Annotated in this window: 13 protein-coding genes and 1 pseudogene; 5 read left to right on the top strand and 9 right to left on the bottom strand. The window is 50.7% G+C overall.

Going from position 1 to position 14737, the window contains the following annotated elements; genetic code table 11:
• Positions 1-215: 215 nt before the first annotated feature.
• Positions 216-383 (top strand): annotated as a pseudogene (locus tag FEK47_RS14390) (type II toxin-antitoxin system RelE/ParE family toxin); the annotation flags it as partial.
• Positions 373-663 (top strand): helix-turn-helix domain-containing protein, encoded by a 291-nt coding sequence (locus FEK47_RS14385; protein WP_000687872.1) that lies wholly within the window; start codon positions 373-375, stop codon positions 661-663. The pseudogene FEK47_RS14390 and the gene FEK47_RS14385, both read left to right, overlap by 11 nt.
• 49 nt (positions 664-712) lie before the next feature.
• On the opposite strand, the gene asmA is transcribed toward FEK47_RS14385, so the two are convergent.
• From asmA to udk, 3 genes are all read right to left on the bottom strand, one after another.
• Positions 713-2566 carry an outer membrane assembly protein AsmA gene (gene asmA / locus FEK47_RS14380; RefSeq protein WP_135487577.1) on the bottom strand — a complete coding sequence of 618 codons (1854 nt, stop codon included), beginning with the start codon at positions 2564-2566 and terminating at the stop codon, positions 713-715.
• A gap of 21 nt (positions 2567-2587) precedes the next feature.
• Positions 2588-3169 carry a dCTP deaminase gene (gene dcd, locus FEK47_RS14375; protein ID WP_130219374.1) on the bottom strand — a complete coding sequence of 194 codons (582 nt, stop codon included), beginning with the start codon at positions 3167-3169 and terminating at the stop codon, positions 2588-2590.
• A 91-nt stretch (positions 3170-3260) separates the two neighbouring features.
• The gene (gene udk / locus FEK47_RS14370) at positions 3261-3902 is read right to left on the bottom strand and encodes a uridine kinase (RefSeq protein ID WP_064529458.1); all 642 of its coding nucleotides are present in this window, start codon (positions 3900-3902) and stop codon (positions 3261-3263) included.
• A gap of 318 nt (positions 3903-4220) precedes the next feature.
• On the opposite strand from udk, the gene FEK47_RS14365 reads away from it, so the two are divergent.
• Positions 4221-7538 carry a diguanylate cyclase gene (locus FEK47_RS14365; RefSeq protein WP_135487576.1) on the top strand — a complete coding sequence of 1106 codons (3318 nt, stop codon included), beginning with the start codon at positions 4221-4223 and terminating at the stop codon, positions 7536-7538.
• Between the two features lie 96 nt (positions 7539-7634).
• On the opposite strand, the gene alkA is transcribed toward FEK47_RS14365, so the two are convergent.
• Positions 7635-8483 (bottom strand): DNA-3-methyladenine glycosylase 2, encoded by an 849-nt coding sequence (gene alkA / locus FEK47_RS14360; protein ID WP_135487575.1) that lies wholly within the window; start codon positions 8481-8483, stop codon positions 7635-7637.
• Positions 8484-8616: 133 nt separating this feature from the next.
• Here alkA and yegD point away from each other — a divergent pair, with 133 nt between their 5' ends.
• Complete coding sequence (yegD, locus tag FEK47_RS14355) at positions 8617-9963, top strand: molecular chaperone (protein ID WP_135487574.1); 1347 nt, start codon at positions 8617-8619, stop codon at positions 9961-9963.
• Positions 9964-9975: 12 nt separating this feature from the next.
• Here the strand turns inward: yegD and yegI are convergent, their stop codons facing one another.
• Positions 9976-11922 carry a protein kinase YegI gene (yegI, locus tag FEK47_RS14350; protein WP_135487573.1) on the bottom strand — a complete coding sequence of 649 codons (1947 nt, stop codon included), beginning with the start codon at positions 11920-11922 and terminating at the stop codon, positions 9976-9978.
• Positions 11923-12122: 200 nt separating this feature from the next.
• Between yegI and FEK47_RS14345 the strand changes: the two genes are divergently transcribed.
• The gene (locus FEK47_RS14345; protein ID WP_138183226.1) at positions 12123-12584 is read left to right on the top strand and encodes a DUF2314 domain-containing protein; all 462 of its coding nucleotides are present in this window, start codon (positions 12123-12125) and stop codon (positions 12582-12584) included.
• A 64-nt stretch (positions 12585-12648) separates the two neighbouring features.
• Here the strand turns inward: FEK47_RS14345 and FEK47_RS14340 are convergent, their stop codons facing one another.
• The 4 genes from FEK47_RS14340 to FEK47_RS14325 form a co-directional block, all read right to left on the bottom strand.
• Entirely contained in the window at positions 12649-13410 is a 762-nt protein-coding gene (locus FEK47_RS14340; protein ID WP_135487572.1) for a PP2C family serine/threonine-protein phosphatase, read from the bottom strand.
• A complete protein-coding gene (locus FEK47_RS14335; RefSeq protein ID WP_135487571.1) occupies positions 13407-14066 on the bottom strand; it encodes a VWA domain-containing protein in 660 nt (219 codons plus the stop codon). The genes FEK47_RS14340 and FEK47_RS14335 overlap by 4 nt, the downstream gene beginning before the upstream one ends.
• 220 nt (positions 14067-14286) lie before the next feature.
• Entirely contained in the window at positions 14287-14346 is a 60-nt protein-coding gene (gene ibsA / locus FEK47_RS14330) for a type I toxin-antitoxin system toxin IbsA (RefSeq protein ID WP_010723109.1), read from the bottom strand.
• A gap of 272 nt (positions 14347-14618) precedes the next feature.
• Positions 14619-14675, bottom strand: a complete 57-nt coding sequence (locus tag FEK47_RS14325) for a type I toxin-antitoxin system Ibs family toxin (protein ID WP_100249716.1) — start codon at positions 14673-14675, stop codon at positions 14619-14621.
• Positions 14676-14737 lie beyond the last annotated feature (62 nt).

The following is a 14737-nucleotide window of genomic DNA, read 5'->3' as shown; positions in this document are numbered from 1 at the left end:
ATGTTACCTCGCGCCCGTACCCGATAGCCGAAAGGAATAAGATGAGGGAACCGCGCCAGCGGCGATTTACCGCCGGGAGCCCGGGTTGCCAGGGTGGTGGCGATTGAGCCACCCTGGCACGTTCACCGGCTTGAGCGTTCCATAGTAGCGAGGAACATCAAGTGAACGGAACAGCCTTCGATCTTACATATTCAGAATATAATGGTGCCGCCGCTCGCGATGCTGATGGGATCTATCGCGTCATATATGTCGCAAAATTTGAAGAAGCGGTTTACGTATTGCATTGTTTTCAAAAGAAAACACAGACTACCAGTCAATCGGATATTGATTTAGCCAAACGACGCTATAAAGAACTTGCTCAGGAGCGCAAAAATGAAAATTGAAACCTTTGATAGTGTGTGGGATGCGGTGAGTGACACCCCTGAACAAGCGGAAAATATGCGGATCCGTGCCGAGCTTGTAACGATCATTAATAACTGGATTGAACAACAAGGGTTTAGCCAGGCTCAGGCAGCGTCTGCCTTAGGGGTCACTCAACCTCGCATATCTGAACTTGCCAGAGGTAAAATCCAGATCTTTAGTATCGATAAATTGATCACCATGATGGCTCATGCAGGATTGCATATTCAACGTATTGAAGTTCAATATCCACATGCTGCTTAGTGCTATAAATGCAGATGGCGACAAATTGACGCCATCTGCATAACTTGTCTTACATCTTCTCCAGCAACTTCTTCACATCTTTGCCATTGCGGGAATCTTTATTCCGCTCGGCCCAGTCATTAAGACGGCGTTTGGCTTCGTCCTGTAAGTGTTTACGCAGTAACTGATCCACTTGCAGGCTGTAATTGAGTTGCTGCCAGTTGCCATAAACCCGCAGAGGAACCGGCGTTTCTTTGAGGAAATCAATCAGTTTGCTTTCCTCGTTCCAACCGCCAATCACACGAATGTCAAACTGGGTGTCGCAGGTTTGATCTGCCAGATTCAACGTGCCAGCCCCTGAAAGCGCCAGCACTGGCGATTGACCTTGCATGTCGTTTAACGTCACGACACCATCCTTCAACGTCAGATCGGTGGTAAAGCTATCAAGCCGCGTCACGTTATCGAAGTTTTCAGCGGCCTTCACATCACCGCCATTACGTTCTACCGCTTGTTGGATCATCTGCTGGAAGTTCATGCCTTCCATGCGCGTATCGGTCATTTCGACATGCGCCGTCCCCAGCCAGGTGTGGCGGAATGCGTTGGCATCAATATCAGCACCAGAGAAATCCCCCGCCAGCGACATTTTCCCCGTTAGTGAGATGGGGTAGTTGAAGGCATTCAGGATGGTGCCAATCTCGACATTTTCCAGCCGGGGATGGAAAACTATACGCGGATGTGAGGCTGTTGCATCCAGCGTACCCGGTAACGACACGACACCGTCGTTAAGTTTGCCCTGCAACTGGATAATCTCCAGCAGCCCCGCCTTGTTGGTCATTTGCGCAGTGACATCGGCAAAATCCATTCCACGCCAGCGCACGTTATTGGCCTGCAACAAAATATCTGCCGCAAAGCCTTTCAGCCCCTGATACGCAGGTTCATCAATGCGTGAGGAAATTACCGGACGTGGCAGCGTCGGTTGGCTTTGCCCCTGTTGAGCAACGCCATTTTGCTTAGTCATCACCTCATTCATCGGCAGCAAATTATCCAGATTTAACTGGGCAAATTGCAGTCTGAGCAGCCATTCTGGCTTCTCAAGCAGCGCTACCTGCGCCTGTCCGGTCAGATTACTGTCGTTAGCGGTTAAATTGATTTGTTCAAAGGAGAGACGTTTTTGCGCTTCCTGCCACTGAGTCCTGAACTGACCATGGCCCTGAATCCCCTGCTTCGGGAGATCAGCGCCCTGCAGTTGCCAGTCAATCTGTTGAATATCTGCCGTTAAATCATGCGGGTAATCAGAAGCATCAACAGTCCCCTTGAGCGCTAACGTGAGATCGCGTTGGTCGCGATTTACCCGACCAGAGAATTCAAACGAACCGCGATGTTGTGGGTCCTGCTCCATTTGCAGGCGGATATCACGTACCGTAACCTGTTCGTCATTTTCATGCTGGAACACCAACACGCTGTCACTGACTCGCAGACTGGCGATATCGAACGACCAGCCGCGATCTTCCGCATCATCAGGTAACGTATTGTCTTTCGGGGCTATTGGGGCGTCTTCACTGCGCACTGCTTCTGTTTCCGGCGTCAGTTGAATGACTGCCCCTTTGAGCATGACTTGCTTAACGCTGAGTTGATGGCTCAATAAAGGCCACAAGGCCACATCAAGGCGCATATTATCGGCACGTACCAGCGGTTGGCTGGCCCCGTTGGCCGTTAATATCATGCGACCAGAGAGGATACTAAGCTGCGGCCAGACGTGCCAACGCAGTGGCCCGTCGAGCTGCAATTGATAACCGCTACGTGCAGCAACCTGCTTGACCATATAGTCACGGAAATCATTCGGATTCACCAGCAACACTAACGCAGATAACCCAGCCACCAGCACGACCAGGAGTATCATCAGCGTCGTCAGAAATCGTCTCATGGTATCCTCAATGGGCCTGAATTAGTCTTTATCGATACGGCTAGCGACTGCGCCCTGCTGGTTGCGATATTTCGCATCTTCACGGCGGTTATACGGACGCGCTGCCGGACCTGAAAGCGGCTCAAAGCTCAGCGCGCCAATCAGCATACCCGGACGCAGGGCCAGCGGCAGCTTACCGGAATTGTAGAACTCCAGCACAATACAGCCAGACCAGCCCGGATCGATACGGTGCGCAGTGACGTGCACCATAAGTCCCAGACGCGCCAGTGAGGAACGGCCATCCAGCCAGCCCACCAGATCGGCTGGCAGCGTCACTGACTCCAGCGTTACCGCCAGTGCCAATTCTCCCGGATGAAGAAAGAAAGCTTCGCTTTCATCAAGCACAATTTCATCGCTCATCACCCGGTCAAGCGCGGCGCTCACTTCGTCTTTAGGACCGCTCAGATCGATAAACGCTGCCGTGTGGCCACGGAAGGTACGAAATTTATTGCCCAGGCGTACATCCACCGTCGCGCCATTAATACGCTCCACGGGTGGACGTGGGTTGATCGACAAACGGCCTTCATCAAGCCAGGCTTCAATATCTCGGTCACACAGACGCATGGCATTTTCTCCTTTCGCGCATCACTCCCTTAACGCCAGTTACGTCAAGGGCATACCAGGTTATCACTGAACGGTACACAATTTACCAAGCTTATTCAAAGAACTGACTTATTTTCGCTTTCAATATATCGATCGCGATGCGGTTTTTACCGCCGCGCGGCACGATGATATCTGCATACTGTTTAGACGGTTCAATGAATTGCAGGAACATCGGGCGCACGGTTTTTTGATATTGCGCCATTACAGAATCCATCGAACGGCCACGCTCATTAACATCGCGCTTAATGCGACGCATCAGGCAGATATCCAGTGGGGTATCCACAAAAATCGAGAAGTTCAGCTCGTCGCGCAGACGCGCATCCGTCAGCAGCAAAATACCTTCGAGAATAATGACTTTCTTCGGTTCAACCTTCACCGTTTCTTTCATACGCGTATGTTCAACGTAGCTGTAAACCGGCAGGTCGATAGCCGAGCCGCGTTTCAGCGCCTGCAAATGTTGCAGCAGCAGGCTGTGATCCATCGCGCTGGGATGGTCATAATTAGTTTTAACCCGTTCTTCCATCGACAGATGGCTTTGATCTTTGTAGTAACAGTCTTCCGGAATAACGCCGATGTGTTCATCACCGACTTGTTCACGTAATTCACGATAAAGGGTACTGGCAATGAGACTCTTGCCGGAAGCCGATGCGCCTGCGATACCGATAATGACGCACTGATGAGACTGATCAGTCATAAATTTAGCGACCTGAATAACCTGGATGTTAGGAAGGGGGCGCCGAAGCGCCAAACGCGGCAATTATAGGGATTTCATCCGCGTGATACCAGTCGAATAGCGTTGCCTTGCTCTCAGAGTTAATTGTTGACGATCAATTCCCTGATGCAAATTTAATTGCTCAGTTATGACGCAAAGTGAAAAATGTTATGCATAGTTGCGCAAATTATCCGCCATTACGTCACTTTATGAGCAATTTGCATATAAAATGTAAAACTTTTGTACTAGCATAAACACAGATACCAATACTGACGGCCTGGCCATGCGGATAGAGCGGTAATGAGTAAACCATCACAGCGTGTTTTAATTACCTTACCTCATCCTCTGCTTCACCTCGTCAGTTTAGGTTTAGTCTCGTTTATCTTTACCCTTTTCTCGCTTGAGCTTTCGCAATTTGGCACTCAGCTTGCGCCGCTATGGTTCCCCACTTCCATTATGATGGTGGCGTTTTACCGCCATGCCGGACGCATGTGGCCTGGTATCGCGTTAGCCTGCTCACTGGGAAACATAGCCGCATCCGTGCTGCTCTTTTCCACCAGTTCGCTCAATATGACCTGGACGGCTATCAACATTATTGAAGCCGTCGTGGGCGCAATGCTGCTGCGAAAATTATTACCGTGGTATAACCCGCTACAAAATCTGGCTGACTGGCTTCGTCTTGCATTTGGCAGCGCCATCGTTCCACCTCTGTTGGGAGGGGGGCTGGTTGTCCTGCTGACACCCGGAGACGATCCTCTCAGGGCTTTTTTGATATGGGTACTTTCAGAATCCATCGGCGCCCTGGCGCTGGTACCGCTGGGCCTGTTGTTTAAACCGCATTATCTATTACGCCATCGTAACCCACGACTGTTGTTTGAAACGCTGCTGACGTTAGCGATCACATTGACATTAAGCTGGCTTTCGATGCTGTACCTGCCGTGGCCTTTTACTTTCATTATTGTGCTGCTGATGTGGAGTGCCGTGCGCCTGCCACGAATGGAAGCCTTTTTGATCTTCCTCACGACAGTGATGATGGTTTCGTTAATGATGGCTGCCGACCCTACTCTGCTTGCCACGCCGCGAGCGTACCTGATGAGCCATATGCCGTGGCTGCCATTTTTGCTGATTCTGCTTCCCGCCAACATCATGACCATGGTGATGTACGCCTTCCGCGCGGAACGTAAGCATATTTCCGAAAGCGAAACACGCTTTCGGAACGCCATGGAATATTCTGCTATCGGCATGGCGTTGGTGGGTACTGAGGGACAATGGCTGCAAAGCAACAAAGCCCTGTGCCAGTTTCTCGGCTACAGCCAGGAAGAACTGCGTGCACTCACCTTTCAACAGCTGACCTGGCCGGAAGACCTCAATAAAGATCTGCAACACGTTGAGAAGTTGATTAGCGGTGAAATCAATACCTACTCAATGGAGAAACGCTACTACAACCGCCACGGCGACGTAGTTTGGGCGCTGCTTGCCGTCTCACTGGTGCGCCACACCGATGGCACGCCACTCTACTTCATTGCGCAGATAGAAGACATTAACGAGTTAAAACGCACCGAGCAGGTGAATAAGCAACTGATGGAACGCATCACGCTGGCTAACGAAGCGGGCGGGATTGGTATCTGGGAATGGGAGTTGAAGCCGGATATTTTCAGTTGGGATAAGCGGATGTTTGAACTTTACGAAATTTCCCCGCATATCAAACCAAACTGGCAGGTTTGGTATGACTGCGTGCTGCCGGAAGATCGAGAACACACCGAGAAAGTCATCCGCGATTCGCTGCAGGCTCGTTTGCCTTTTAAACTGGAATTTCGCATTACGGTAAAAGACGGTATTCGTCATATCCGCGCACTCGCCAATCGGGTTCTGAATAAAGAAGGCGAAGTCGAACGCCTGCTTGGCATCAATATGGATATGACAGAAGTAAAACAACTCAACGAGGCGCTGTTCCAGGAAAAAGAACGTCTGCATATCACCCTGGACTCTATCGGTGAAGCTGTGGTCTGTATTGATATGGCGATGAAAATCACCTTTATGAATCCAGTCGCGGAGAAAATGAGCGGCTGGAAGCAAGAAGAGGCGTTGGGCGTTCCGCTGCTGACGGTATTGCATCTTACAACTGGTGACACCGGGCCGTTAATTGAGAACATTTACAGTGCCGACACCTCACGTTCTGCTATTGAACAGGACGTGGTTCTCCACTGCCGTAGCGGTGGCAGCTATGACGTTCATTACAGTATTACGCCGTTAAGCACCCTGGATGGTAGTAGCATTGGTTCGGTGCTGGTGATTCAGGACGTCACCGAAGCACGCAAAATGCTACGTCAGCTTAGCTATAGCGCCTCCCACGATGCCCTGACGCATCTGGCGAACCGTGCAAGTTTTGAGAAACAACTGCGAATACTGCTGCAAACCGTTCACAGTACGCATCAGCAACATGCACTGGTATTTATCGATCTTGATCGCTTTAAAGCAGTAAATGACAGCGCCGGGCATGCGGCCGGCGATGCTTTGTTGCGCGAACTGTCTTCGTTGATGCTGAGTATGCTGCGCTCCAGTGATCTACTGGCACGACTCGGTGGTGATGAATTTGGTCTGTTACTGCCAGATTGTAATGTCGAAAGTGCCCGTTTTATCGCGACGCGCATTATCAATGCGATTAATGATTATCACTTTATGTGGGAAGGTCGGTTACATCGGGTAGGAGCAAGCGCCGGGATGACGTTAATAAACGACAGTAATCACCAGGCAGCAGAAGTTATGTCCCAGGCCGATATCGCCTGTTATGCTTCGAAAAATGGTGGTCGTGGTCAGGTCACAGTTTATGAACCACAGCAGGCAACTGCACATAATGAACGGACAGTGATGTCGCTCGATGAACAGTGGCGGATGACTAAAGAGAATCCGCTTATGATGATTGCCCACGGCATCGCTTCGCCACGAATCACGGAAACGCGGAATTTGTGGTTGATTTCGCTTAAGCTCTGGAGCAGCAAAGGCGAGTTGATTGATGAACAGGCGTTCCGCCGTAGCTTCAGCGATCCGGCACTCAGCCACGCGCTTGACCGCCGGGTATTACGTGAATTTTTCCAACAAACAGCAAAAGCGGTTGCCAATAAAGGTTTAAGTATCGCCCTCCCCCTTTCCGTTGCAGGGCTAGGCAGCGTCACTCTGGTAGACGAATTGCTTGAGCAACTGGAACAAAGTTCATTACCACCACGGTTGTTCCATTTGGTAATTCCGGCAGAAGCGATTTTCGACCACGGGCTGGCTGTGCAAAAACTGCGGCTGGCCGGCTGCCGGATCGTACTCAGCCAGGTAGGACGCGACCTACAAATATTCAATATGCTCAAAGCAAATATGACGGATTATCTACTGCTTGACGCCGAGTTATGCGCCAGCGTACAGGGCAATTTAATGGATGAGATGCTGATTTCGATTATTCAGGGGCATGCCCAGCGGTTGGGTGTGAAAACCATCGCCGGGCCAGTAGCGTTGCCATTGGTATTGGATACGCTTTCTGACATTGGTGTTGATCTGATTTATGGCGATGTGATCACCGAGGGCCAGCCTCTGGATTTGCTGGTTAATAGCAGTTATTTCGCGATTAATTGAGGGAGCATTTCCCCATCGCCTGATGCGACGCTAACGCGTTTTATCAGGCCTACAATTCGTCCGTTCCGTAGGCCGCGCCGCATCCGGCGACCAGCGTCATACTTCGTCTGGTTGCCAGCCTTCCGTATACCAGATATGCAACAACGCATAAGAACGCCAGGGCTTCCAGCGCTCGGCATAACGGCGGATTTGTGCTGGCGTCATTCCTGGAAATCGCTGTTTAATCAAATAATCATCCGGCAGGAAAACATCTTTCGCTTGCCAGCCACGTAAGGCGAAATAGTTCGCCGTCCAACGCCCGATACCCGGAAAAGTTTGCAGCGTTTTCATCGCTTGCTCCACATCGCCCGGAATTGTCATTGGTAAGGTGCCCTCCAGCGCCGCATTTGCCAGATGAATCAGCGCCTCTGCCCGTTTCAACGGCATGCCTAACGCTTTTAATGCCTGCGGGTCGGCGGCTGCCAGCCGCTGAGACGTGGGGAAGCAGACATAATCCGGAAAATCATCCAGCCGTTCGCCATAAAGCTGTACCACTTTGGCAGTCAATTTTGCCGCCATCGCCACGCTCACCAGTTGGCCTAAAATCGCCCGCACGCCCTGCTCAAAAGCATCAACACAGCCGGGTAAACGCAATCCGGGCCGCGCCGCGCCTAACTTGCCCAACGCACCGTTAACAATCTGCGGGTTACATTGCAGATCAAGCAGGCGGCTCATTTTCGCCAGGCACTCAGCGGCAACGGGTTCTAAACCTGCACTTAAATTTATGTGCAGAGTATGGCGGGCGATATCCGGAATAGCAGTCACCACGCCGCGATATTCGCCCACCGCCAGACTACGGGCATAATAATTGTCCGCGACCGTTTCCACACCACTCACCGCACGGGCGGCGAGAAATCCCAACATCCACGACCAGTCATACGGCGGCTGCCAGTTCAGGGTATACATCGCATCTCCTTATTCATCCGCTTTCAGCATAAACGTTATTCAGACGTTACGCTTTGCTTTCATATTCCGGTTGTCGCGACGGCAACATTTCGCTAAAGTCACGCCCCTTCTTCACCGGCATGGGGATTATTTCGTGTTTATTGGTTTTGATTACGGTACAGCAAACTGTTCAGTGGCGGTCATGCGTGACGGTAAACCGCACTTGCTAAAAATGGAAAACGACAGCACGCTGCTGCCTTCAATGCTTTGCGCACCAACGCGTGAAGCGGTAAGCGAATGGCTGTACCGCCATCATGATGTTCCGGCAGACGACGATGAAACGCAGGCGCTGTTGCGTCGGGCGATTCGTTATAACCGCGAAGAAGATATCGATGTTACGGCGAAAAGCGTGCAGTTCGGTCTTTCCTCACTCGCACAGTACATTGATGATCCGGAAGAAGTGTGGTTTGTGAAATCACCAAAATCGTTCCTCGGTGCCAGCGGCTTAAAACCGCAGCAGGTAGCGCTGTTTGAGGATCTGGTCTGCGCAATGATGTTGCACATTCGCCAGCAGGCGCAGTTGCCAGAAGCGATTACCCAGGCGGTGATTGGTCGCCCGATCAACTTCCAGGGGCTGGGGGGTGATGAAGCAAACACCCAGGCGCAAGGGATTCTGGAACGCGCGGCAAAGCGTGCCGGATTCAGGGACGTGGTATTCCAGTACGAGCCGGTAGCAGCTGGGCTGGATTACGAAGCCACCTTGCAGGAAGAAAAACGGGTGCTGGTGGTGGATATCGGCGGTGGTACGACTGACTGTTCATTGCTGCTGATGGGACCGCAGTGGCGTTCGCGTCTCGATCGTGAAGCCAGCCTGCTGGGTCACAGTGGTTGCCGTATTGGCGGTAACGATCTGGATATCGCACTGGCGTTTAAAAACCTGATGCCATTACTGGGCATGGGAGGCGAAACCGAAAAAGGCATCGCCCTGCCGATTCTGCCGTGGTGGAATGCGGTTGCCATCAACGACGTACCTGCGCAAAGTGATTTCTACAGTAGTGCCAACGGTCGCCTGCTTAACGATCTGGTACGCGATGCCCGCGAACCGGAAAAAGTGGCCCTGTTACAGAAAGTCTGGCGTCAGCGTTTAAGCTATCGCCTGGTGCGCAGCGCGGAAGAGAGCAAAATTGCGCTTTCCAGCGCAGCGGAAACCCTCGCATCGCTGCCGTTTATCAGCGATGAACTGGCTACGCTGATTAGCCAGCAAGGGCTGGAAAGCGCCCTCAGCCAACCGCTGGCGCGGATTCTGGAACAGGTGCAACTGGCTCTGGATAACGCCCAGGAAAAACCGGATGTCATCTATCTGACCGGCGGTAGCGCCCGTTCCCCGCTGATTAAAAAAGCGCTGGCAGAACAGTTGCCGGGCATTCCAATTGCAGGCGGCGATGACTTTGGCTCCGTCACCGCCGGGCTGGCACGCTGGGCGGAAGTGGTGTTTCGTTAATTGAAAACTGGCTCAGCAACGGCTTAAATCTGCCTGCGCCTGAGCCAATTTTTCTGCCGCCTGACGTAACGGTTCCATCAACGGCATGGTCCGTGCTGGAGCATGAAGGCGGAATCGCTGCAACTCTGTCGCTCCGACAGTCAACGCCGATTCCAGCCGATGTCGTTTGGCGGCCATTTTCGCCATTACCGCTTGTCTGTCTGCTGGCGTTACCGCTTCATTCGGCCTGAACACAAAACGGCGTTCGCAACTCGCTTTCCAGTCGATAACCGCCTGGGTCAGATGATCACCAAACCCTTTCACTTGCTTAACACCACGACGGGTAACATCTGCCGCTGTTTCAATACCAAAGGACCGTAACGCCGCTTTACGCGCAGGGCCAACGCCGGGAATAGAGGCAACATCAATAAAAAATCCCTCCAGAAACTTCTGCTTCTGCCGTTCCCTTGCGGTGTCATGAAGTGCTGCCAGAGCGCGTTTCTCTTCTTCCGGTAAACCGAGAATTTCGTCCTTCATTTTTTCGAGCATCGCCCGTTTGGCGATAAAACCTTCCAGCCCGCCCAACTGTTGGATCTGGCTGACTAAATGGTCATAGTCCATTTTCGCGCGATTAAATGCCTCACGGCGTTGCTGGATTTCTGCTTTGTACGCTTTGCTTGTCAGACTGCCAATAATCCAGATAGCCGCCAACACAGGAACCAAAATAATATAACGCGGTTCTGCCTGAAGGCCGCAAAGCAACAGCGATAACGCTGACAGTGCGATCTCAATCAGAATGATGTATTCGCACCGTAACAGGCCTAAAGGAAGCGGCCTGCCAGTCGGTTGGAAATGATCGGGTAATGGTAGTTGCAATGCTGGCGGTGCTACTGACGACGTTACCATCGCCCAGACTTTCGCCAGCACAAAACCACCGCCGGGGGTAATGACCTCTTCGCCGAGATCAATAAAATAGATAACGCCTTGATTATCCAGCGTACACCACGGACAGTCGGCCAAATGAGCGGGGTAAACATGCATTGCCGAAACGGGACATTTCTTTAACTGTTGGCGTAGGGAATCAAGTGCCGCTACCCACGCTTTAGCCGTCGGACGCGCGGTTGCCACCCCATTTTCCGTAAACGCCTGCTGAAACATGGCTTCAACATCACCCGGTAACATCGATAGCGGAATAGATCGTGGCGGCGGTTTTAAACCACGTCGCTGATTATCTGACGCGTAGGCATAACGGAAATGGGCAATATCCGTCTCCAGCGCATTACCTGCTTCAGAGATAAGCGGTACACCGGAATAAGGATGCCGACCACCAAACAAGACGTGAAAAATCAGCAAGGCAAGGCCAAAATTATCGTGATTCGCGGTGCGTTCAAAGCCGACAAATGATGGCAAGGTTTGCAGTTCTGGTGGCGTAAAATGCGACACGCCGACTTCGCATAAATGCAGCGTGCCATTGGCGTTAATCTGAAAGGAGTCGCTATCAATCAACACCACTTTGCTGTCACGGCCTACCATAAAACTGTTCTGGTTTACGTCACCCACGACGTGCCCGTGCTCGTGAACCGTAGCAAAAGATGAAGCAATATTGCGCGCAACATAGAGTAGAAAATCCCACGCACAATGAGGGTAACTCTGGCGACGATGTGCCGGGCTATAAATCATATGAATCGGTTCTTTACCAGAAACTTTTGGCATCATAAAACCGATAACCTTCCCGCCTCGTCCGCCATGAAGCGCTGCCTGCGGCCAGGCGACATAATTCAACAACTGCGCGTCAGCTGTCGCAGCCATAAAGGCAAGTTTGTCCTGTTTTAAGGCGGGTGGCGGCGTGTGATAAATCTTGGCGACGCTATCGACAAACTCCTCGATATCATAAACCGCGCCTTCGCCACCTTTGCCCAGTTCACGGCCAAGAGTGGTCAATTCACCTGTCGATGTAAATACTTTTATATTTGTCTTCATAATATTTCGCAGGTAGCTATATTATATTTTAATGATTAACGATAACTAACCATTAAAGATATTTCTATGTAAGTGAGTTCGGTTCAAGAATAAAAAGGATAATGCACTTTTATCAGGATACAATTCAATTCCAACCTGATAATGATTAAGTCCCATAGGTTTTTGCTAACTTTTACTACACAGAGATTCTGGAGAAAAAAATGAAAAAGATATTACTTATGTTGAGCCTGCTATTTTTTACTACCGCAGGCTATTGTGAAGTTTCGGATACGTTAGTGACGGAAGGTTATGATAAACAAGCGATGTCTGACGCGATTAAACATGCGCGGAAAGAAACCGATCAATTCATCGAGGTTATGAATAAAAAAGATGCAGATACTTACGCGGTTAAAGCCCCGATAACCGATCACGGAAGAACCGAGCATTTCTGGCTAACAGAGATCTCTTATGCTGACGGCATGTTTACTGGAATAATAAACAATGACCCCGGTATTGTTACAAACGTAGAATATGGCCAGGAGTGGAAAATTAAGAAAGAAGATATTTCAGACTGGATGTATACCCGTGGGGATAAAATTTACGGCGGTTATACCATTGATCCTTTATTGGTCACCTATCCAAAAGAAGAAGCCGACGAACTAAGAGCAAAATTAGTTCGCTAATCAGCCGTTATATTGATTGCTTAAACTGGCGGTTGATCTGTTGACTTCAACCGCCATGCGATGTTCATTCTGTCCACAGTGCCAGTGCTAACGTTTTATCATCATCGGTACGCTCATTTACCGCCGGGCTGGACAAAAACTGCTTTAACAATTCAGGTAATAAATCGAGTTGTTCCCGCGTTGCTGACGCCAGTCCATTGAAAAACGGGGTAAAGAAAGGCACGTGCGGAGAATTATCCAGCATATTTAACGCCAGTCGCTGAATACCATCCGTAAATGCTGCAACTTTGTGCGCACGCTCAGTGCTGGTGAAAGTTTCAAGTCTGGAAACGGCATCTTCATCGGTAATGAAGTGCGTCATATTGGCATATTCACCTACCTTCGGCGTAAGCGGCAATTGCAGATCATGACCAAAATCTACCACCACGCCGCCATCGCCAATCTGCATAATCAAGGTGCCGTTAGCCGATGAAATCAATCCCAAAAACGTGCAGGCAAAATCGCGAACTGCTAATTCTTTGACTTCCGCCTCGGCAAAAAGTCGCTGACGAACGGCCAGCACAATATCCGTAGCGAGGACATCATTGAGTCCAAATTCACCGTTCTGCACTTTTTGCGACATATAAGCCATCGCTTCATTGACGGCGAGCATCGCGCCTTCGCCCCCCTGCGAAACGCTTCCCGCACCATCAGCAATAAACATCACCAGTAATGGTTGCTGGTCGTTTAACCAGGCAACCTGCATCTGGCAGGCATCCTGGCAAGGCAAGTCCGCGCTGATGTGCGACATTCCAACAGCGGATGCATAAACCAGACGCCAGGTCACACTGACGTCCAGCCTTTTGGTGCTTCCAGTACAACTTCCGTTCCCGGCGTGGAGCGGGAAACCGAACGTAACGAACTGGATAACCAGCTAAACAGTTCACGGAATTGTAATCCCTGCAATGGCAAAGGCTGACGGACGCTGATTTGGGCCAGCGTCTTCATATCCGCCCCCTGAACACCGATAGAAAAGAAGGCAAACTTCTTATCTTCTTCCCCCTGAAACACTTTGTTGGCGGCAGCCCGCCACTCATCGGTTGGTGCGCCATCGGTGATCAGGAAAATCCACGGACGATAATACGAAATGCCATTTGCGCGGTACTCACGTTTCCGCTCTTCAACCATATCCAGGGCTTTGGTAATGGCGGCGCCCATTGGCGTATCGCCCTGAGCAAACAGGATAGGTGGGAAAAAATTAGCGGCGCTGGTAAAGGGTTGTTCCACATGCACCGGGCCGAACGTCACAATGCCGAGTTCCACTCTTTTTAAAGCCAGCGGATCAGCAAGCAGTTCATCACGAAAGGTAACCAATCCGGCGTTAAGTTCATTAATGGGTCTACCGTTCATCGAACCAGAAACATCCAGCAGCAAAATGCAGGGGCAACGTGGTTCCGGGTTACTGGCAAAATCGCTGGTGGCAAACGTGATTTGTTCGCTCATAAGAGGTCCTTTCTTAGAGAATTATTGAGGTCCGGTATCATACCGACAGCAATAATGAAAGAAGAGCAAACGAAGACATTTTCAGAATTAGGCCCGGCGGCACAGATAATTTTGCTATTCGCCTCGCAAGAACGGAGAGCCGTCGATTGACACTAAGGGCGGAGTGACATAATTTCAGGAGTGAGGGTTAGGGAGAGGTTTCCCCCTCCCCCTGGTGTGCTTAGTAAGCCTGGAAGCTAATCACTAAGAGTATCACCAGTATGATGACGTGCTTCATCATAACCCTTTCCTTTTTTAATCCCTCTTCTCCGGGAGAAGGGTATCCCGTTTCAGCATCCCGCTGAAATCGTCGGCTTACCTCCTTTCGCCATGCATGCAGTCTATCGCTGACTCGCGGATAAAATAGTTTCATCAGTGATTATTGCGTAACGTCTCGCAAAGAATATTTGCTGGCAGGATCGCAGACTGCAAAGTCTGCGGATTGACAATCTGACCATGAAGGCATACTTTCAGGAATGAGGGTAGAGCGAGGTTTCCCCCGCCCTGGTAGTCTTAGTATGCTGGGTAGCTAATCACTAAGAGCACCACGATGATGATCCACTTCATCATGACCCTTTCCTTATTTAAGGCCCCTTCCTCGGGAGGGGCTTTCCCGTTTCAGCATCCCGCTG

This window comes from Escherichia sp. E3659 (genome assembly GCF_005781135.1).
Taxonomy (GTDB): Bacteria; Pseudomonadota; Gammaproteobacteria; order Enterobacterales; family Enterobacteriaceae; genus Escherichia.
This window is presented reverse-complemented; position numbering and strand designations above follow the sequence as displayed.

Excerpts from the sequence above, each read along its gene's own strand:
- FEK47_RS14385 (WP_000687872.1), top strand. The coding sequence starts at position 373 with ATGAAAATTGAAACCTTTGATAGTGTGTGGGATGCGGTGAGTGACACC.
- asmA (WP_135487577.1), bottom strand. The coding sequence starts at position 2,566 with ATGAGACGATTTCTGACGACGCTGATGATACTCCTGGTCGTGCTGGTG.
- dcd (WP_130219374.1), bottom strand. The coding sequence starts at position 3,169 with ATGCGTCTGTGTGACCGAGATATTGAAGCCTGGCTTGATGAAGGCCGT.
- udk (WP_064529458.1), bottom strand. The coding sequence starts at position 3,902 with ATGACTGATCAGTCTCATCAGTGCGTCATTATCGGTATCGCAGGCGCA.
- FEK47_RS14365 (WP_135487576.1), top strand. The coding sequence starts at position 4,221 with ATGAGTAAACCATCACAGCGTGTTTTAATTACCTTACCTCATCCTCTG.
- alkA (WP_135487575.1), bottom strand. The coding sequence starts at position 8,483 with ATGTATACCCTGAACTGGCAGCCGCCGTATGACTGGTCGTGGATGTTG.
- yegI (WP_135487573.1), bottom strand. The coding sequence starts at position 11,922 with ATGAAGACAAATATAAAAGTATTTACATCGACAGGTGAATTGACCACT.
- FEK47_RS14345 (WP_138183226.1), top strand. The coding sequence starts at position 12,123 with ATGAAAAAGATATTACTTATGTTGAGCCTGCTATTTTTTACTACCGCA.
- FEK47_RS14335 (WP_135487571.1), bottom strand. The coding sequence starts at position 14,066 with ATGAGCGAACAAATCACGTTTGCCACCAGCGATTTTGCCAGTAACCCG.